At 72.0% G+C, this 17,043-nt stretch carries 20 protein-coding genes and 1 pseudogene; 11 read left to right on the top strand and 10 right to left on the bottom strand.

Features of this window, described 5'->3' with window-relative positions; genetic code table 11:
• The 4 genes and pseudogenes from GSF22_RS34835 to GSF22_RS17430 all read left to right on the top strand — a co-directional run.
• Nucleotides 1-102: pseudogene (locus GSF22_RS34835) on the top strand (IS982 family transposase); the annotation flags it as partial.
• A 100-nt stretch (nt 103-202) separates the two neighbouring features.
• Nucleotides 203-466 (top strand): hypothetical protein, encoded by a 264-nt coding sequence (locus tag GSF22_RS17440; RefSeq protein WP_208814670.1) that lies wholly within the window; start codon nt 203-205, stop codon nt 464-466.
• A 261-nt stretch (nt 467-727) separates the two neighbouring features.
• Nucleotides 728-1,267 carry an RNA polymerase sigma factor gene (locus tag GSF22_RS17435; protein ID WP_208814669.1) on the top strand — a complete coding sequence of 180 codons (540 nt, stop codon included), beginning with the start codon at nt 728-730 and terminating at the stop codon, nt 1,265-1,267.
• Between the two features lie 173 nt (nt 1,268-1,440).
• Nucleotides 1,441-1,986 (top strand): hypothetical protein, encoded by a 546-nt coding sequence (locus GSF22_RS17430; protein ID WP_208814668.1) that lies wholly within the window; start codon nt 1,441-1,443, stop codon nt 1,984-1,986.
• A 21-nt stretch (nt 1,987-2,007) separates the two neighbouring features.
• Here GSF22_RS17430 and GSF22_RS17425 read toward each other — a convergent pair whose 3' ends face one another.
• Nucleotides 2,008-3,525: a serine/threonine-protein kinase gene (locus tag GSF22_RS17425; protein ID WP_208814667.1), complete on the bottom strand. Its 1,518-nt coding sequence runs from the start codon at nt 3,523-3,525 to the stop codon at nt 2,008-2,010.
• 81 nt (nt 3,526-3,606) lie between these two features.
• Here GSF22_RS17425 and GSF22_RS17420 point away from each other — a divergent pair, with 81 nt between their 5' ends.
• The gene (locus GSF22_RS17420) at nt 3,607-4,146 is read left to right on the top strand and encodes a hypothetical protein (RefSeq protein WP_208814666.1); all 540 of its coding nucleotides are present in this window, start codon (nt 3,607-3,609) and stop codon (nt 4,144-4,146) included.
• Between the two features lie 105 nt (nt 4,147-4,251).
• On the opposite strand, the gene GSF22_RS17415 is transcribed toward GSF22_RS17420, so the two are convergent.
• Nucleotides 4,252-4,458: a DUF397 domain-containing protein gene (locus GSF22_RS17415; RefSeq protein WP_208814665.1), complete on the bottom strand. Its 207-nt coding sequence runs from the start codon at nt 4,456-4,458 to the stop codon at nt 4,252-4,254.
• Nucleotides 4,449-5,255, bottom strand: coding sequence for a helix-turn-helix domain-containing protein (locus GSF22_RS17410; RefSeq protein ID WP_244367587.1), 807 nt, complete (start codon nt 5,253-5,255; stop codon nt 4,449-4,451). The genes GSF22_RS17415 and GSF22_RS17410 overlap by 10 nt, the downstream gene beginning before the upstream one ends.
• 151 nt (nt 5,256-5,406) lie before the next feature.
• Between GSF22_RS17410 and GSF22_RS17405 the strand changes: the two genes are divergently transcribed.
• From GSF22_RS17405 to GSF22_RS17395, 3 genes are all read left to right on the top strand, one after another.
• Entirely contained in the window at nt 5,407-5,718 is a 312-nt protein-coding gene (locus GSF22_RS17405) for a hypothetical protein (RefSeq protein WP_208814664.1), read from the top strand.
• Nucleotides 5,708-6,001: a hypothetical protein gene (locus GSF22_RS17400; RefSeq protein WP_307804068.1), complete on the top strand. Its 294-nt coding sequence runs from the start codon at nt 5,708-5,710 to the stop codon at nt 5,999-6,001. The genes GSF22_RS17405 and GSF22_RS17400 overlap by 11 nt, the downstream gene beginning before the upstream one ends.
• Before the next feature lie 113 nt (nt 6,002-6,114).
• Nucleotides 6,115-6,627 (top strand): hypothetical protein, encoded by a 513-nt coding sequence (locus tag GSF22_RS17395; protein ID WP_208814663.1) that lies wholly within the window; start codon nt 6,115-6,117, stop codon nt 6,625-6,627.
• Nucleotides 6,628-6,766: 139 nt separating this feature from the next.
• Here GSF22_RS17395 and GSF22_RS17390 read toward each other — a convergent pair whose 3' ends face one another.
• The 7 genes from GSF22_RS17390 to pgsA all read right to left on the bottom strand — a co-directional run bounded on the left by GSF22_RS17390 (nt 6,767) and on the right by pgsA (nt 12,928).
• Nucleotides 6,767-7,516 (bottom strand): YebC/PmpR family DNA-binding transcriptional regulator, encoded by a 750-nt coding sequence (locus tag GSF22_RS17390; RefSeq protein WP_208814662.1) that lies wholly within the window; start codon nt 7,514-7,516, stop codon nt 6,767-6,769.
• Between the two features lie 319 nt (nt 7,517-7,835).
• Nucleotides 7,836-8,441: a pyridoxal 5'-phosphate synthase glutaminase subunit PdxT gene (pdxT, locus tag GSF22_RS17385; protein ID WP_208814673.1), complete on the bottom strand. Its 606-nt coding sequence runs from the start codon at nt 8,439-8,441 to the stop codon at nt 7,836-7,838.
• A gap of 44 nt (nt 8,442-8,485) precedes the next feature.
• On the bottom strand, nt 8,486-9,403 hold the full coding sequence (gene pdxS, locus GSF22_RS17380) for a pyridoxal 5'-phosphate synthase lyase subunit PdxS (protein WP_439957788.1): 918 nt from the start codon (nt 9,401-9,403) through the stop codon (nt 8,486-8,488).
• 158 nt (nt 9,404-9,561) lie between these two features.
• On the bottom strand, nt 9,562-10,068 hold the full coding sequence (locus tag GSF22_RS17375; protein ID WP_208814661.1) for a hypothetical protein: 507 nt from the start codon (nt 10,066-10,068) through the stop codon (nt 9,562-9,564).
• Between the two features lie 160 nt (nt 10,069-10,228).
• Nucleotides 10,229-11,389, bottom strand: a complete 1,161-nt coding sequence (locus GSF22_RS17370) for a glycosyltransferase family 4 protein (RefSeq protein ID WP_208814660.1) — start codon at nt 11,387-11,389, stop codon at nt 10,229-10,231.
• A 1-nt stretch (nt 11,390) separates the two neighbouring features.
• Nucleotides 11,391-12,272, bottom strand: a complete 882-nt coding sequence (locus GSF22_RS17365; protein ID WP_208814671.1) for a phosphatidylinositol mannoside acyltransferase — start codon at nt 12,270-12,272, stop codon at nt 11,391-11,393.
• 26 nt (nt 12,273-12,298) lie between these two features.
• Entirely contained in the window at nt 12,299-12,928 is a 630-nt protein-coding gene (pgsA, locus tag GSF22_RS17360) for a phosphatidylinositol phosphate synthase (protein WP_208814659.1), read from the bottom strand.
• Between the two features lie 173 nt (nt 12,929-13,101).
• On the opposite strand from pgsA, the gene GSF22_RS17355 reads away from it, so the two are divergent.
• From GSF22_RS17355 to GSF22_RS17345, 3 genes are all read left to right on the top strand, one after another.
• Complete coding sequence (locus GSF22_RS17355) at nt 13,102-15,264, top strand: elongation factor G-like protein EF-G2 (RefSeq protein WP_208814658.1); 2,163 nt, start codon at nt 13,102-13,104, stop codon at nt 15,262-15,264.
• Between the two features lie 415 nt (nt 15,265-15,679).
• A complete protein-coding gene (locus GSF22_RS17350; RefSeq protein ID WP_280116894.1) occupies nt 15,680-15,883 on the top strand; it encodes an MbtH family protein in 204 nt (67 codons plus the stop codon).
• 504 nt (nt 15,884-16,387) lie between these two features.
• Nucleotides 16,388-17,043, top strand: a 656-nt coding sequence (locus tag GSF22_RS17345) for a condensation domain-containing protein (RefSeq protein ID WP_244367588.1), incomplete at its 3' end; no start/stop codon positions are given.

The raw sequence follows: 17,043 nt of genomic DNA, 5'->3' as shown, positions 1-17,043 counted from the left end.
GCCCGAGTCGCGCAGCGAATCCTCGCCATGACCGCCGCGATCTGGCACAACCGCGCCACCGGCCAACCCGTGACCAGGTCCCTGATCGCCTACGACCACTGACCCGACTTCGGACTTACTCGTCTAGGGGTTGGTCAGGGGTGGCGCTGCCGGTCCGCTCTCCGCACACACTCAGGGGTAACCCGCGCGAAAGGAGCCGGACATGGAACAACCCTCCAGCATCGTCACTGTGGGTGACGTCATCGTGATCCCCGAGGGTGACTACCTGTTCGGTCAGGGGGCCCTGCGGCTGCTCGTCACCGAGCCGCCGACGACCACCGGGCACCTCGGGTCCGAGTGGCTCACCGTGACCGGCCGGGAGATCTGGTACGACCGGGGCGAGCCCCGTGAGGGGCGGGACCGTACCGCGATCGTCCGGGTGACGTCGCTGGTCACGCACCCGCCCCGGCGGTTCCACGCGGCCTGACCCGCCCGCTTTGGCCGGTCTGCTTCCACCGCCCGGCCCGCTCGGGCCGGTCCGCTTCCACCGCCGGCCCGCTCCGGTCCAACCGGTCCGCTTCCGCCGCCCCGTTCCGGCCGGCGGCCCTGATCGATGCGGGTGGACACGGCTCAACCTGCTGGCCGTCGCGGAGACAGATGTCGGACTCAGCGTACCCGGCACCGGTGACCGGGACCGTACCCTCGCCTTTCCGCGAGTGCGAACACCGGTGACCGGAGGACGGCCGTCATGCCACCCGACGACGAGATCGACCGGCTGGCCCGGGCCGCCACCACCGGTGACGCGCGGGCTCTCGACGCGCTGCTGGTGGCCGTGCAGCCGGAGGTCCTCCGGCTCTGCGCCCGTTTCCTGCCCAACCGGCAGGACGCCGAGGAGGCGTGCCAGGACACACTGCTGGCCCTCGCCAACGGGCTCAGCCGGTTCGAAGGGCGGGCCGCGTTCCGCACCTGGCTGCACCGGCTGACCGCGAACCGGGCCCGGTCGACGTACCGGGCCCTACGCCGCCGCTGGGCGGAGGGCGGCGGCCTGCCGGTGCCGGACCGAGCGGACCCGCGCCGCACCAGCGTGGTCGCCGGTACCCGGCTCGACCTGCTTGACGCGCTGGACTCGGTGAGCGCCGAACTCGCCGAGGTGGTGGTGCTCCGCGATGTCCTGGAGCTCAGCTACCGGGAGATCGCGACTCTGCTCGACCTGCCGGAGGGGACCGTGAAGTCCCGGATCCACCTGGCCCGGCAGGCGCTGCGGCGACGACTCGCCGAACCGACCTGACTGGGGCGGCGACTCGACGCGCCGATCTGACTGCGGCGGCGACTGGCCGGACCGACCTGGCTGCGGCGGCGCGCCACCGACGAACCGGTCGGAGTCCGGGCGTCCGGAACCGACCCGGGACACGTGACAGCGGGCGCTAACCTGCCGCTCAGCGTCCACTGAGGAGATGATGAATGTCCCGCCACCCGGTTTCCCGGATCGCCCTGGCTGCCACGCTCGCGGTCGCCGTACTCGCCCCGGTCACCGCCTGCGCGGATCCGCCGGTGTCACCGCTGCCGGCCGCCCAGCCGAGTAACCCGTCCGACGGATCACCGTCCGCGCCGACCGTCGTACCCCCGGCACCGTCCCGCACTCCGGTCAAGGTCGAGACCACCCGCGCGGACCGACCGGCACCGCCGAAGACCACGCGGACCGGTACCGCGCCGAAGCCGGCCCCGTCGGAGTCCGAGCGGCCGTCGACGTGTCTGGGTGCCGTCCGGTACGACCTCGATGTGGCGACCGAGGAACTGGCCCTGATCAGGTCGCTCTGCTTCGCCACCGGTGGGGTGCTGCGGATCCAGAACATCGGTCCGGGCGAGGTGACGGTCGACCGGACCGACCTGGTGTCGCAGCACTACGAGGCCGGGGTGGTCGACATCCGGTTCGTCCGTACCGGCACCGTCGCCGTCCGGATTCCGCAGGAGGGTACGACCCACACCATCACGGTGGTGATCCGCTGATCCTTGGCTGAGGGCGCCGTCCTACCGTACCCGGATCCCGGCGAGCAGCCGGTCCACGAAGTCGGATCCGCCGCCGCCCGGGGGGACGATCTGCGCGTACACCAGACCGACGCCGCCGGGGTCGGAGCCGGCGGCTTCGACGATCGCGGACCGGGGGCCGCCGCAGGCGAAGCTGATCACCGTCCAGTCGATGCCGCCCTGCCGGGTCTGCCGGGTCGGGGCGGCGACGCAGTCCGCGTGCGGGCGTTCCGCCAGGAAACCGGCGGGCGTGGTCCGGGTGGCGGCGGTGGCGGAGACCCCGATGAACGCCCCCGGGACGGTCGGATCGGCCAGCCACCGCCGCGGGCGCGGTGAGATCACCACCCCCGGTTCGAGGTCACCGTCGCCGCCGTACTGGCCGACCCAGCCGTCGCCGAACGACTGCCACCCGGGCGGCAGCGCGACGGTCACCCGTCCACTGGCGACGGTGACGCTGGTCGGGCGGCCCGGCCCGGCGTCGGCGGCGGTGACACCGACCACCGAGAGCCAACCGAGCGTCGCGGCGGTGAGTCCGAGGCGGCGCAGGACGCGGTGGGCCAGGACGCGGCCAGGCAGGACGCGGCCGGGCAGGACGCGGCCGGGCAGGACATCGCGGGGCCCGGCACCGGACCGACGGCCGGGACCGGTGCTCCGGTACCCCGATGGCCCCTGCTGGACGGCTCGTCGCAGGGCAACCTGGAAGGCTGCGGCGTCCGGACAACGGTCGGCCGGATCGTGGGCCGTGGCGGTGCGCAACACCGTCGACACCTGCTGCGGTACCCCTGGGCGTAGCCGCCATCCGCCCCCCGGTGCGTCCGGGCCGGGGTTCGTCGCGCCGCCCGCGCCGAGCAGCCGGATCCCGAGCCGCCCCAGCCCGAAGACGTCGGCGCGGGTGTCCACGACGGCCAGCGGGTCGTCCTGCTCCGGGGCCATGTAACCGGGGGTGCCGGCCCGGGCGGTCAGCCCGGAGGCGGCGGCCAGCGCCTTGGCCAGCCCGAGGTCGGCGATCAGCACCCGCTCGGCGGTGCCGGGCGTGTCGTCCGGCACGCCCGGAACCGTCGGCACAGTCGGCACGGTCGGAACCGTCGGTACGCTCTGGAACAGGATGTTGCCGGGGGTGAGGTCCCGGTGCACCACCCCGTGCCGGTGCAGCACCGCCACCCCGGCCGCGATCTCCGTCAGCAGGTGCAGGGCGGCCGGCACCGGAATCGGGCCGGCCGCGAGCCGGTCCCGCAGGCTCCCCCGGTCCGCCCAGGCCAGCACCGCGTACGGGCGGCCGTCGGGCAGTTCACCGACCGTGTGTACCCGGACCAGCCGGTCGTGGTCGAGTCGGCGCAGCAGCCGGGCCTCGTCGCGGAAACGTTCCCGGACCCGCAGGTCGTGGCTCCAGTTCTCGGCGAGCACCTTGATCGCGACGTACGAGTCGAGCACCGGATCGTGACCCAGCCAGACGGTGGCGAACGAGCCGACCCCGAGCAGCCGCTCGACCCGGTACGGGCCGATCAGGTCGGGGACGCTCACATCGTCCCCGACGGAGTGAACAAAACCCGCGCGCCCGGAGACCAACCAGATAGGACGATCCGCCGCACGAAGGAGAACACCATGCGAACCTCGATCCGTCAGCTCGCCGTCGCCGGAATACTGGCCGTGCTGATGATTCCCGCCACCGCCGCCCCGAGCTTCGGCCGGGCGACCGGTGAGCCCGTGCTGAGCGTACGCGGCGCCGGTCCGTACCGGATCGGCATGAGCCTGGACCGGCTGGCCGCCGCCGGTCTGGTCACCGACGTCTGGTCGTACCCGGGCTGCGACGACGTCGTCGGCTCCGGGGCGACCGGCGAGTGGGCCGGGGTGATCCTGCTCCGGTTCCGGGCCGGTCGCCTGGCCGACATCGGTACGGCCACCAGGCCGCCCCGCTCACCGGCCGGCGCGGCGGTGGGCATGGAGTTCAGCGAGCTGGAGGAGATCTACGGCCGACGCGGTGAACTGGTCCGCAGCGCCAGCGGCCAGACCGGGTACCTGGTCCGGGTCGGGCAGCGGGTGGAACTCTTCACCGATCACCCGATCCGGTCCGGGGTCGGTTACTTCCAGGTGGGTCCGGCGGACTTCGTCGAGCGGACGTTCCGCACGGGCACCGCCTGCTGACCGTCGGCCTGACCGGCTCGGCCTGGCCGTCGGCCTGGCCGGCTCGGCTTTCAGGAGGTCGGGGTGTCCGAGTGGACGGGACACCCCGGCCTCCTGGAAATCGGGTCAGGTGTGGCGGGCGATGGCCCCGGAGCGGGTGGCCGCGACGAAGCCGGCCCACGCGCCGGGGCCGAAGGTCAGCACCGGCCCCTGCCGGTCCTTGCTGTCGCGTACCCCGACCAGGTCGGGCAGGTTCGTCGCGACCTCGACACAGGTCGAGCCGCCGTTACTACTACGGGTGGATGTGCGCCAGACCGCGCCGGTCAGGTCCATGACTCTGCCAACTCCTGAATCAGCTCCCGGGAGGCCCGGCGGGGCAGCGCCTCACCCCGGAGCCTCTCCCATGCTCGGTGAAGGCTATCAATGTCGTCCGGTTGATCGGTGACGTGTGCGCGGAGCTGGTTGTCCAGGTGGGCGACCTCGCTGCCCTCGGGGGTCTTGGCCAGGATGAACGCACCGGCCAGCCCGGGATGCATACCCACCCCGGCCGGCACCACGTGCAGGTGTACGTGCGGCCACTCGGTGACCCGGAGCAGGTGGTCGAACTGCCCGGCCATCACCGCAGCATCACCGATCTGCCGCCGGAGCACCACCTCGTCCACCACCGCGACGAACTCCGGCGGCTGCTCCCGGGAGAGCACCGCCTGCCGCTCCAACCGGGAGGTGACCCGCTGCTCCACCTCGCTGGGCCGCAGCATCCCGCCGCCGCTGAGCACCGCGCGGGCGTACGCCTCGGTCTGCACCAGACCCGGCACCAGCGACGGCTCGAACCAGCGGATCAACGTCGCCTCCTGCTCGACGCTGATCCACTCGCGCAGCCACGGCGGCGCCGCCTCTGCCCGGACCAGCGCCAAGAGTCGCTCGAAGAGGCCACCGGACTCCAGCGCCGCGTCGACCCGGGTCAGAAAGTCCAAAGATGGCGTACGGTGCCCGATCTCCACCATGCCGACCAGGCTGGACGAAAAGTTGATCTGCTGGGCCAGGTCCTCCTGGCTCAGTGACCGGTCCTTGCGTGCCCGGCGCAGCTCGCTGCCCAGGAACTCCAGCGCCGACATCCGGCCCCTCGTCATCACACCTCCACCACACGACGCCTACCTGCCCCACGTCCCCGCCAACCCCGGCGACGGCACGGGCACGGATCCGGGGTGACGGGCGAGGGACTTCCGACCGTAACCGCCCGGTCACCACGATGTGAGCAGACACATCGGAGGGAGTGACACAATGCGTCGAAAAGACAGGGGCGTACCGCTGGGGCTGGTGCACCGGCGGAACTGGGCACGCTGGGGGCGGTACTGCATCTGCGGGCTCCGGTGGCGGCGCTGCCCGGACCGGGGCTGGTGGGTACCCGTCGAGGAGCCGCCGCCCCCGACGCCCGAGCCGGCGGGTCGTGCCTGGCGGCCGGCGGACCCCCGGTGGAACGCGCGGACAGCGGCCTTCTGGGTCGGGCAGTCCGGGCTGATCAGCCGGGGGCAGGCGAGCCGGGCCAACCGGGTGCGCGGCCGGCACGCGGCGGACGCCGGCCGTGCCGCGTGACCGGCTGCTCGGCTGGTTGCGCCAGCATCAGCCGGTACGCCCGCTGTGGCTCTGCCGGGCCTGCGCCGCCGCCTGGCCCTGCCCGGCCGCCCGCCTCAGCCTGCGCATCGAGTACGCGGACAACCAGGTCGGGTTGGCGATGTACCTGTGCGCGCTGATGCACGACGCGATCACCGACCGGGCCCGGGTCCAGCCGACGCACCGGGACGATCCGCAGGAGATCTTCACCCGGTTCCTCGCCTGGACCCGTGGTGGCCGAACTCCAGGATGTCGCCCGCCGTGACGTTCTCCACGCCCCGGACCATGCACGCGAGCCGGGCGAGGGCACCTCCCGTCCACACCTAGACTTGAGCGGCGCCGCCTGAGTTGCCCCGAGGTGCGGGAAATGGAGTTGATATGCAGGTGACCGAGGTTCTGGACGCGATCGCTGCACTGGTTCGCGCCAGCGAGCACCCCGACGTTACGGAGGTGACGCGCTACGGCAGTGACACCCGCGCCGGTGGACAGTCGCCACCCGGGGTGAAGGTCACGTACCGGTCCGGCTCGTCCGCCCTGCTCTGGGCCGCTGAGGAACCACGCCCGGCACCTGCCCAGGCCCCGTTACCGGCGGAGCTGCCGCCACCTACGCAGCGAGCCGCCCGGATGCTCGTCTTCACTGCTCAGTTACTCGACTACGCGCGCCCGCCGATCTTCACGGGTTGGGAGGCGTGCGGCTACCCCGGCGTACACCTGTCGCCGTCCGCTCTGCGGATCACCTGCGCAGACGGCACGAGCGTCTACCTCCGCGTGACCGTGGCCTCCGGCCCGAGCCGCGAACCGGAGGTGGACCCCGATCCTGATTACCGGTTTCCCGAAGGAGTCCGCGGATGGCCCCCCACAGTCAGTGTTCCGTCTGCGGCGCGCGGGTGAGCGTCGCCCCCGGTGAGCCCTGCCCGCCGCATCAGCCGATAGGCAGTCGTGCCCGCTGCTCCGGATCGGGACAACCGACCTCCTGACCGGAGAGACCACGGAAGGGCCCGAAGGGCCCTCCGTGGCTCGTCGGACAAGGTCAGCCGACGGCCTCCATGACCTCGTCGGAGACGTCGAAGTTGCCGTAGACGTTCTGCACGTCGTCGCAGTCCTCCAGCACGTCGATCAGCTTGAAGACCTTACGCGCGCCCTCCTCGTCGAGCGGCACGTTCACGCTCGGGATCAGGGAGGACTCGGCCGACTCGTACTCGATGCCGGCCTCCTGGAGGGCGGTGCGCACCGGGATCAGGTCGGCCGGCTCGGATACCACCTCGTACGCCTCACCGAGGTCGTTGACCTCCTCGGCACCGGCGTCGAGGACCGCCATCAGCACGTCGTCCTCGCTCAGGTTCCCCTTGGGCACGATCACGACGCCCTTGCGGGAGAACATGTACGACACCGAGCCGGCGTCGGCCAGCGAACCGCCGTTGCGGGTCAGCGCGGTCCGCACCTCGGTCGCGGCGCGGTTGCGGTTGTCGGTGAGGCACTCGATGAGCAGCGCGACCCCGTTCGGGCCGTACCCCTCGTACATGATCGTCTGCCAGTCGGCGCCGCCGGCCTCCAGGCCGGAGCCACGCTTGACCGCGCGGTCGATGTTGTCGTTCGGTACGGAGTTCTTCTTCGCCTTCTGGATGGCGTCGTAGAGGGTCGGGTTACCGGCCGGGTCGCCACCGCCGGTCCGCGCCGCCACCTCGACGTTCTTGATGAGTTTGGCGAACATCTTGCCGCGCTTGGCGTCGATGACGGCCTTCTTGTGCTTGGTGGTCGCCCACTTGGAGTGGCCGGACATCTCGTACCTCCGTTAGCTAACCCACGCCTGCGTCGACTGCCCGCGCCAGACTCCACACCTCGACACGCCGGACTCCACCACACCGCCGCGACCGGGCGGGTGGAGCCGACCGGTCGGCTACCGCGGGGTAGGCCGTGGCGGGCGCTGGCCCTGCCGAACCGCGGCAATCCTACCGAGGTCGTACCGACCGGTGTCACACCCGGCACCCGTGGTGTTCTCGATCGTGGCGCCGATCCGGCGGGAGCGCACGTCGATCATGGTTAAGAAGGGGCCCCTCCTCTACCGAAAGCGATAAGAAGGGGCCCTTCCTTACCTGTCCTTACGTGCTGCGGACGAGGTCGACGAAGTACTGGTGCACCCGCAGGTCGCCGGTGAGTTCCGGGTGGAACGAGGTGGCCAGCAGGTTGCCCTGCCGGACCGCGACGATCCGCCCGGCCGCCGGGCCCTCGGTCACCTGACCGAGCACCTCGACGCCGTCACTGACCCGCTCGACCCACGGGGCCCGAATGAAGACCGCGTGGAACGCCGGCCCCGGCACCCCGCTGATCCGTACCGGCGCCTCGAACGAGTCGACCTGGCGGCCGAAGGCGTTGCGCCGGACGGTCATCTCGATCCCGTCGAAGCTCTGCTGGTCGGGGCGCCCGTCGAGCACCTCGGTGGCCAGCATGATCATGCCGGCGCAGGAGCCGTACACGGGCATACCGCCGGTGATCCGTTTGCGGATCGGTTCGAGCAGGCCGAACGTCTCGGCCAGTTTGCTGATCGTGGTGGACTCGCCACCCGGGACGACCAGCGCGTCGACCCGGTCCAGTTCCTCGGGGCGGCGTACCGGCCGGGCGTCCGCGTCGCACTTGGCCAGCGCGTGCACGTGCTCCCGGACGTCGCCCTGGAGGGCGAGCACCCCGATGGTCGGCCGGTCGGCCATGGTGTACCCCCAGTCGACGGGTCGGTGGACGGGACCGTCCGGGCTCACCAGCCGCGCTCGGCGAGCCGGTGCGGCTGCGGGATGTCGTCGACGTTGATGCCGACCATCGCCTCGCCGAGGCCCCGGGAGACCTTGGCCAGTACGTCGGGGTCGTCGTGGAAGGTGGTGGCCTTCACGATCGCGGCGGCCCGCTGGGCCGGGTTGCCGGACTTGAAGATGCCCGAGCCGACGAAGACGCCCTCCGCGCCGAGCTGCATCATCATGGCCGCGTCGGCCGGGGTGGCGATGCCGCCCGCGGTGAACAGGACGACCGGCAGCTTGCCCTGCTCGGCGACCTCCTTGACCAGCTCGTACGGGGCCTGGAGCTCCTTGGCCGCCACGTACAGCTCGTCGGCCGGCAGCGAGGCGAGCCGGGCGATCTCCTGACGGATCTTGCGCATGTGCATGGTGGCGTTGGAGACGTCACCGGTACCGGCCTCGCCCTTGGAGCGGATCATCGCCGCGCCCTCGGTGATCCGGCGCAGCGCCTCGCCGAGGTTGGTGGCACCGCAGACGAAGGGGACGGTGAACGCCCACTTGTCGATGTGGTTGGCGTAGTCGGCGGGGGTGAGCACCTCGGACTCGTCGACGTAGTCGACACCGAGCGACTGGAGGATCTGCGCCTCGACGAAGTGGCCGATCCGGGCCTTGGCCATCACCGGGATGGAGACGGCGTTGATGATGCCGTCGATCATGTCGGGGTCGCTCATCCGGGAGACGCCACCCTGGGCGCGGATGTCGGCGGGTACCCGCTCAAGGGCCATCACGGCGACGGCGCCGGCGTCCTCGGCGATCTTCGCCTGCTCGGCGTTGACCACGTCCATGATCACGCCGCCCTTGAGCATCTCGGCCATGCCCCGCTTGACCCGGGCGGTGCCGAGGACGGGGGTGGCGCCTGCTGCCTGCGAGCTGGATTCGGACACGGTGATTCGCTCCTCAACGCGTTCGGGGTGGATGCAGAAATGCTACGTCCGGCGCAACGCCGGTCCGACAGCCAATCAGACCCACGGTGGCCTGCCCTGTGGCCGTCATCACCCGGTATTCCGGACGACCGGCCCCGGACAGCTCGAAAGAGGACGAGTCAGGCGACCGGGAGGTCGGGGCGGACCGGCAGGGTCGGGTCGTCCACGTCGAAGTAGCGGGGCCACTCGTGCCGGCGCCCCATCCGCAACAGCCGTACCAGTGGTCGGCGCCGGGCGGAGAGCGCGTCCCGGACCAGGTCGGTGTGCACCTGCCGGGCCAGCGCCAGTCGGCGGCTCGCGGCGATCACCGCTTCGGCGGCCGGGTCGCCCGGGTCGAGCTGCGCCGCCCGCAACTGCCGGGTGAGGTCGTTCTCGGCCGCCTCCCGCTCGTCCGGCGCCGCGTCGAGGGCGATCCGGGCGGCAGCGTACAGCTCGACGCCGTACCGCTGGTCCTCGGCGAGTACGGCGGCCGCCGCCGCCCGGCGGACCAGGTGCGCGTCGAGGGCGCGGGCCGCCGAGGAGACCCGCGTCTGGAGCCGGTCGACCCGGTTGGCCGTCCAGACCAGGTACGCCGTGACCAGCGCGACGACCAGCGTCCCGCCCACCACCCACCACATGCCCGGCATCGTAGTGTCGCTCCATTCCTGTCCCCGCCGCAGGCGTCCCGCGCCCATGGTCCCGTACCGGCCGGAGCGGCCGGTACCGCCGGTCGGCGGCCCCGGTCACCACCCCGGTCAGCGGCCCCGGTCACCGCCCGGTCGGCGGCCTGTTTCCACAGGCCACGGGTCAGCGCAGGCCCGCCCACTCCTGGTCGATGACCCGCCCGTCGGTTGCCTCGATGGCCGCCGCGTACACCTCCAGCACCCGCCGGGCGACCACCGGCCAGTCGAACCCGGCCACCACCTCGTCGCCGCAGGCGGACAGCGCCGCCCGTGCCGCCGGGTCGTCGAGCAGTTCGGCGAGGGTACGGCTGAGCGCCGCCACGTCACCGACCGGGAAGAGCCGGCCGGCCCTCCCGGCGTCGAGTACCCGCCGGAAGGCATCCAGATCACTGGCGACCACGGTGGTACCCGCCGCCATCGCCTCGGTGAGGATCATGCCGAACGACTCGCCGCCGGTGTTCGGTGCGACGTAGAGGTGCACACTGCGCAGCATGCGCGCCTTGTCCGGTTCGGAGACCAGGCCGAGGAAGGTGACCCGGTCCCGCAGGTCGGCGGGGAACTGGCCGTACAGGTCGTCGGCCTCACCCGGCCCGGCGACCAGCAGCCGCAGACCGGGACGGTGCGGGGCGAGCGTGACGAACGCGTCGCGCAGCAGCGGGAACCCCTTGCGGGGCTCGGTGAACCGGCCCAGGAAACCGAGGGTGCCCCCGCTACCCGGCCCGCACTCCCCCGGCCAGCCGTCCAGCGGGACGGCGTCGGCGAACTTCGCCACGGTCACCCCGTTGGGGATCTCCACCGCGCCGCCGTCGAGGTGTTCCACCTGCACCTTGCGGGCCAGCGCGCTGACCGCGATCCGGGCGGTGATGCGTTCCAGCACGATCTGGAGCAGACCCTGGGCGGCGGCGAGGGCCCGGGACCGGGTCATCGCGGTGTGGAAGGTCGCCACCACCGGCCCCCGGGCGGAGAGCACCGCCAGCAGGGACAGGCTGAGGGTGAGCGGCTCGTGCACGTGCAGCACGTCGAAGTCGCCCCGGTTGATCCAGCGGCGGACCCGGGCGGTGGAGACCGGGCCGAACGCGATCCGGGCCACCGAGCCGTTGTAGGGCAGCGGCACGGCCCGACCGGCCGGTACGACGTACGGCGGCAGCGCGGCGTCCTCGTCGGCGGGGGCGAGCACGCTCACCTCGTGACCGAGCCCGATCAGCGCCTCGGCGAGGTCGATGATGTGGTTCTGGACGCCGCCCGGGACGTCGAAGGAGTACGGGCACACGATGCCGATGCGCACGTCAGTGCTCTCCGTCCAGCCACATCCGCTGCAACATGTGCCAGTCTTGCGGATGACGGGCGATGCCCGCCGCCAGACGGTCGGCAATGCGCTGGGTGACCGTGCGGACCCGGTCGTCCAGGGGGGCGCTGTCCGGGTCCGGCAGGTCCAGGGGGCCGTCGAGACTGGCGCACGCCGCGTCCGGTTCGTACCACATCGACGCCACGTAGAGCGGAGCGCCGGTACGCAGCGCCAGCAGGGCCGGGCCGGGGGGCATCCGGGTCCGGCCACCGAAGAAGGACACCTCGACGCCGCGCGCCGACAGGTCCCGGTCGGCCAGCAGCGGTACCACGTACCCCTGGCCGAGCCGTTCGACGAGCACGTCGAAGGCGGGCCGGGTACCGCCGTGGGTGGGCAGGATCTCCATGCCCAGGCTCTCCCGGAAGGCCAGGAACCGGGCGAAGACCGCCTCGGGTCTGAGTCGTTCGGCGACGGTGACCAGGGGCCAGCCCTGGGCGGCGACCCAGGCTCCGGCGGCGTCCCAGTTGCCGGCGTGCGGCAGCGCCACCACCGCGCCCCGACCGGCGGCCACGTCGGCGGCGAGCAGGTCGGCGCCCTGCAGCCGGAACCCGTCGCGGATCTGCTGCCGGCTGCGCGACGGCAGGCGGAACGCCTCCCGCCAGTAGCGGGCGTAGGAGCGCAGGCCCTGGCGGACCAGGTCGTCGAGGTCGGCGTCGGGCAGCTCCGGACCGACCACCCGGCGCAGGTTGGCGGCGAGCCGGGCCACGGCGGGGCCGCCCCGGCGGTGGGCACGGTCGGCGCCCGCCCGGAAGGCCGCGACGGCGAGCGGTTCGGGTAGCGCCCGGACCAGTCGCCAACCGGCCAGGATGCCGAGTGCTGCCAGGTCCGGGCCGCCTCCTCGCCGGGCGGTCACCCCCGCACGCCCGCCCGGACCTGCTGGGCCTGCCGGTACACGTGCCGCATCCGCTGCCCGACGGTGAAGATCGACACGGCGGCGAGCAGCCAGAGTGCGACCGGCAGGGCAGGGTCGAGGCCGAGCCCGGTGAGCAGCCCGCCGATCCCGACGATCAGCAGTCGTTCGGTGCGTTCGGCGATCCCCACGTTGCAGGTCATGCCGAGCCCTTCGGCGCGGGCCTTGACGTAGGAGACCAGCCCACCGGCGGCCAGGCAGATCAGGGCGGCGGCGACACCGGCCCGGTCGCCCCGGGTGGCCAGCCAGTAGGCGACCGCCCCGAAGACCGCGCTGTCGGCGATCCGGTCCATGCTCGAATCGAGGAACGCACCGAACTTCGTCGACCCGCCGCTCATCCGGGCCATGGTGCCGTCGAGCAGGTCGGTCAGGGCGAACACGGTGACGATGAGCGCACCGGCCACCAGGTGGCCCCGGGCACCGAAACCGAGCGCGCCGACGAGCACACCGACGGTGCCGATCACGGTGACCGTGTTCGGGGTGACACCGGCGCGCAGCAGTGCGCGCGCGATCGGCTCGACGACGCGGGTCATCCCCGCCCGGGCCGACACTTGGAAGATCTTTGCCATGGCGGTCCCACGATAACCGTCGGCTCCCGACCAGCGATACGCCCGGTGGCGCCTACTTCGCGCCGGGGGTTGTGTACGGTCCGCGACGGGTGTCTGATCGGTTTGGAACGTGAGCCAGGTCACTAACCCGAGCGGCGGTCGCCGTCAACCACCGGCCGAGGGAGGTGCGCCCGATGGCGCAGAGGAATCAGGAGAAGGGTGTCACCGGCGCGGTGCCGGTGGTGACCGCACCCGACAGGGTCCGCAACGTGGTGCTGGTGGGGCACTCCGGCGCCGGCAAGACCACACTGGTGGAGGCGCTGCTGGCCGCCACCTCGACGATCGGCCGGGCCGGCAGCGTCCCGGACGGCACCACGGTCTGTGACCACGATCCGGCCGCCGTACGTCAGCAGCGTTCGGTGAGCCTGGCCTGCGCACCGCTGGTGCACAACGGCATCAAGGTGAACCTGCTGGACACCCCCGGTTACGCCGACTTCGTGGGGGAACTGCGTGCCGGCCTGCGGGCGGCGGACGCCGCGCTCTTCGTGGTCTCCGCGGTGGACGGGATGGACGCGGCGACCGCGGCGCTCTGGGAGGAGTGCGCGGCCGTGGACATGCCCCGCGCGGTCGCGGTGTCCCGACTGGACCACCAGCGGGCCGACTTCGACGAGGCGGTGGCGCTCTGCCAACGGGTGTTCGGGGAGAACGTGGCCCCGCTCTACCTGCCGATGCTCGGTGACGACGGGGTGTCGGTGGCCGGGCTGCTCAGCCTGATCACCCGCCGGGTGTTCGACTACACCGCCGGCCTGCCGGCGCAGGTGCGCCAGCCCGATCCGGAGCACCTGCCGGCGATCGCCGAGTCCCGCAACGAGCTGATCGAGGGGATCATCGCCGAGAGCGAGGACGAGACCCTGATGGACCGGTACCTCGACGGCGAGGAGATCGAGACCGGGGTGATCGTCGACGACCTGGAGAAGGCGGTGGCCCGGGGCCACTACTACCCGGTGGTACCGGTCTGCGCGTACACCGGGGTCGGGCTGGACGTCCTGCTGGAGGTGCTGACCTCGGCCTTCCCGTCGCCGCCGGAACACGCGCTGCCCGCCGTCACCGGGCTGGACGGCTCGCCGCGTCCGCCGCTGACCTGCGACCCGGCCGGACCGCTGGTCGCCGAGGTGGTCCGCACCACCGTCGACCGGCACGTGGGGCGGGTGTCGCTGGTCCGGGTCTTCTCCGGCACGCTGCGACCGGAGCTGACCGTGCACGTGTCGGGGCACGGCCTGGCCGAACGCGGTCACCCCGACCACGACGCGGACGAGCGGGTCGGGCACGTCTACTCCCCGCTCGGCGCGGGACTGCGGGAGGTGCCGCACTGCGTGGCCGGGGACATCTGCGCGATCACCAAGTCCGGCAGCGCCGAGACCGGCGACACCATCTCCGCCAAGGACGACCCGCTGCTGATCGCCCCGTGGGAGATGCCGGAGCCGCTGCTGCCGGTGGCGATCGTGGCGGCCAGCCGGGCCGACGAGGACGCGCTGGCCCGTAACCTGGCGCGACTGGTGGCCGGTGACCCGACGCTGCGGCTGGAGCGCAACTCGGAGACCCACCAGCTGGTGCTCTGGTGCATGGGCGAGGCGCACGCCGACGTGGTGCTGGACCGGCTGCGGGCCGGCGGGGTGGAGCTGGAGACCGAACCGGTCCGGGTGGCGCTGAGGGAGACCTTCACGGCCGGGGCGCGCGGGCACGGCCGGCACGTCAAGCAGTCCGGCGGGCACGGCCAGTACGCGATCTGCGACATCGAGGTGGAGCCGCTGCCGCGCGGCGGTGGTTTCGAGTTCGTCGACCGGGTGGTCGGGGGTGCGGTGCCGCACCACTACATCCCGTCGGTGGAGAAGGGCGTCCGGGCCCAGATGGAGCGCGGGATCGTGGCCGGGTACCCGGTGGTGGACCTGCGGGTGACCCTGGTCGACGGCAAGGCGCACAGTGTGGACTCCTCCGACGCCGCGTTCGCCACGGCCGGTGGGCTCGCCCTGCGGGACGCGGCCGAGCGGGGGCAGGTGACCCTGCTGGAACCGGTCGACGAGGTGACGGTGCGGGTACCGGACTCGTTCGTCGGGGCGGTGATGAGCGACCTGTCCGGCCGGCGGGGCCGGGTCCTGGGTACCGAGCCGGACCCGGCGGGGGTCGAGCGGACCGTGGTGCGCGCCGAGGTGCCGGCGACCGAACTGCTGCGGTACGCGGTCGAACTGCGTTCGATGACCTCGGGTACGGGTACGTTCCGGCGGTCGTTCGCCCGGCACGATCCGATGCCGGCGCACCTGGCCGAGCAGATCCGCAAGGAGCACCCGAACGGCGGGTGACGTCGATCGGCCGGCGTCCCGGACGGGACGGACGTCCGGGATCCGTACGCGGAACGGTCGAGGCCCACATCGGATGGCGACGTTTTTCGTCGCCACCGGTGTGGGCTTCTTCCATTCGCCCGGCGGTAGCGGCGGCGGTCGCCGACTCCGGCCCACCGGCCGGACGGGCGACGGACACCGTCCGGGCGTACCTCAGCTGATCGGCTGATCAGGGAGCAGTTTTGCCGTAACGGCGAACGACAGGATCCGAAAATCGACGTCGGACCGCCCGATAATCAGCTCGGGATTCTCCGCCGTAATTGTCTCGGCCACGGCGATTCAGCCCGTGACAGATCTGGACAGGTACGGCATTGAACGACCGCTGGCTGGCCGTAGCGCCAGCTCAGATCGATCTACCAGGTGAATGGGAGTTCTCATGACAGATGACCAACGTCAATATCAGGTCGTCGTGAACGACGAGGAGCAGTACTCGATCTGGGCCAGCGACTCCGACCTGCCGGCCGGCTGGCAGCCGACGGGCTTCAGCGGCGACCGGGCGGCCTGCCTCGCCCACATCGAGGAGGTCTGGACCGATATGCGGCCAAAGAGCCTCCGGGAACGGCTCGCCACCTCGGCCTGACCAGCATCCACACCGGTGACGGGCGGGTCGGAGGCTCCCCTGTCCCGCCCGTCACCGACCCTCCCCGCTCGACGGCCGGGCCTCGCGCGCCCACCGGCAGCCCGTTGTACCAGGCCGATATCCCCGATATATCTCCTGCTCAGGGGCCCATGACGGGGGCACACCGGGAACAGTACGGCCGGGTACCGGCAATCGCAGCAGACCACCCACTTTCCCAGCCATTCGGACAACAGCCTTCCGTATTTTCAGATGTCCCGATTGCGGCGAAATATCGGCATAGTTGAGATATTTGGTTAGGACGGTTGTCCATTCATCGGTCGACATCCTCCACCGTTGACAGGGCTGAATCCCTCTCGTAATTTCTTCGGCAGTCCTCCCCTTGTCCAGGACAAAATCCCGACCGATCCGCCCTGCGGTCATGACCGTGGACCCTGCGCATCCTGCAACGTTTCGCGGATGCGTTGTCCGACGTTGCGCCTGATGAAGGAGCCAAGAGTGCGGGCAATGCCCCTCGACGACGCTGTCGAAGACCGCTACGCCGCCGTGACGCTCCAGCCGGGCATGCTCTTCACACACGGGCACCAGCCACACTCCGGCGTCGACGTCCTACAGGTGGTGATCGACTGGCCCACCCGGCTCGACCCGGCGGCGATGGACACCGCCTGGCAGCGGGCCGCCCGCCGGCATCCCGTGCTCCGTACCGCCTTCACCTGGCCGACCAGCGACGACCCGGCCCAGGTGGTGCAGGCGGCGGTGACCGTGCCGGTCGTCCAGCACGACTGGACCGCCGTCGGCGACGGCCCGGTACCGCCCGACCCCGCGGCACGGCTGGCCGCCTTCCTCACCGCCGACCGGGTCGCCGGGGTGGACCTGCGGTCCGCCCCGCTGCTGCGCGTCACCCTGATCACCCACGCACCGGACCGGCACACCGTGGTGGTCACCTTCCACCACGCCGTCCTCGACGGCCGTTCGGCGCACATGCTGCTCACCGAGGTCTGCACCGAACACGACGCGATCGTCGCCGGGACGCCGTACCAGCCACCGCAGCGGCACCCGTTCCGGGACTTCGCCCGGTGGGTGGCGGACCGCCCGCTCGACGCGGACGAACGCTTCTGGACCGACCGGCTGGCCGGCCTGGACCTGCCCACCCCGCTGCCGGT

This window comes from Micromonospora echinofusca, from assembly GCF_017614955.1.
Taxonomy (GTDB): domain Bacteria; phylum Actinomycetota; class Actinomycetes; order Mycobacteriales; family Micromonosporaceae; genus Micromonospora; species Micromonospora echinofusca_A.
The sequence above is the reverse complement of the archived record's forward strand: the minus strand, read 5'-3'. Positions and strand labels throughout refer to the sequence as shown.

Coding starts and splice junctions, on each gene's coding strand:
- GSF22_RS17440 (WP_208814670.1), top strand. CDS start 203: ATGGAACAACCCTCCAGCATCGTCACTGTGGGTGACGTCATCGTGATC.
- GSF22_RS17435 (WP_208814669.1), top strand. CDS start 728: ATGCCACCCGACGACGAGATCGACCGGCTGGCCCGGGCCGCCACCACC.
- GSF22_RS17430 (WP_208814668.1), top strand. CDS start 1,441: ATGTCCCGCCACCCGGTTTCCCGGATCGCCCTGGCTGCCACGCTCGCG.
- GSF22_RS17420 (WP_208814666.1), top strand. CDS start 3,607: ATGCGAACCTCGATCCGTCAGCTCGCCGTCGCCGGAATACTGGCCGTG.
- GSF22_RS17415 (WP_208814665.1), bottom strand. CDS start 4,458: ATGGACCTGACCGGCGCGGTCTGGCGCACATCCACCCGTAGTAGTAAC.
- GSF22_RS17410 (WP_244367587.1), bottom strand. CDS start 5,255: ATGACGAGGGGCCGGATGTCGGCGCTGGAGTTCCTGGGCAGCGAGCTG.
- GSF22_RS17405 (WP_208814664.1), top strand. CDS start 5,407: ATGCGTCGAAAAGACAGGGGCGTACCGCTGGGGCTGGTGCACCGGCGG.
- GSF22_RS17395 (WP_208814663.1), top strand. CDS start 6,115: ATGCAGGTGACCGAGGTTCTGGACGCGATCGCTGCACTGGTTCGCGCC.
- GSF22_RS17390 (WP_208814662.1), bottom strand. CDS start 7,516: ATGTCCGGCCACTCCAAGTGGGCGACCACCAAGCACAAGAAGGCCGTC.
- pdxT (WP_208814673.1), bottom strand. CDS start 8,441: ATGGCCGACCGGCCGACCATCGGGGTGCTCGCCCTCCAGGGCGACGTC.
- GSF22_RS17375 (WP_208814661.1), bottom strand. CDS start 10,068: ATGCCGGGCATGTGGTGGGTGGTGGGCGGGACGCTGGTCGTCGCGCTG.
- pgsA (WP_208814659.1), bottom strand. CDS start 12,928: ATGGCAAAGATCTTCCAAGTGTCGGCCCGGGCGGGGATGACCCGCGTC.
- GSF22_RS17355 (WP_208814658.1), top strand. CDS start 13,102: ATGGCGCAGAGGAATCAGGAGAAGGGTGTCACCGGCGCGGTGCCGGTG.
- GSF22_RS17350 (WP_280116894.1), top strand. CDS start 15,680: ATGACAGATGACCAACGTCAATATCAGGTCGTCGTGAACGACGAGGAG.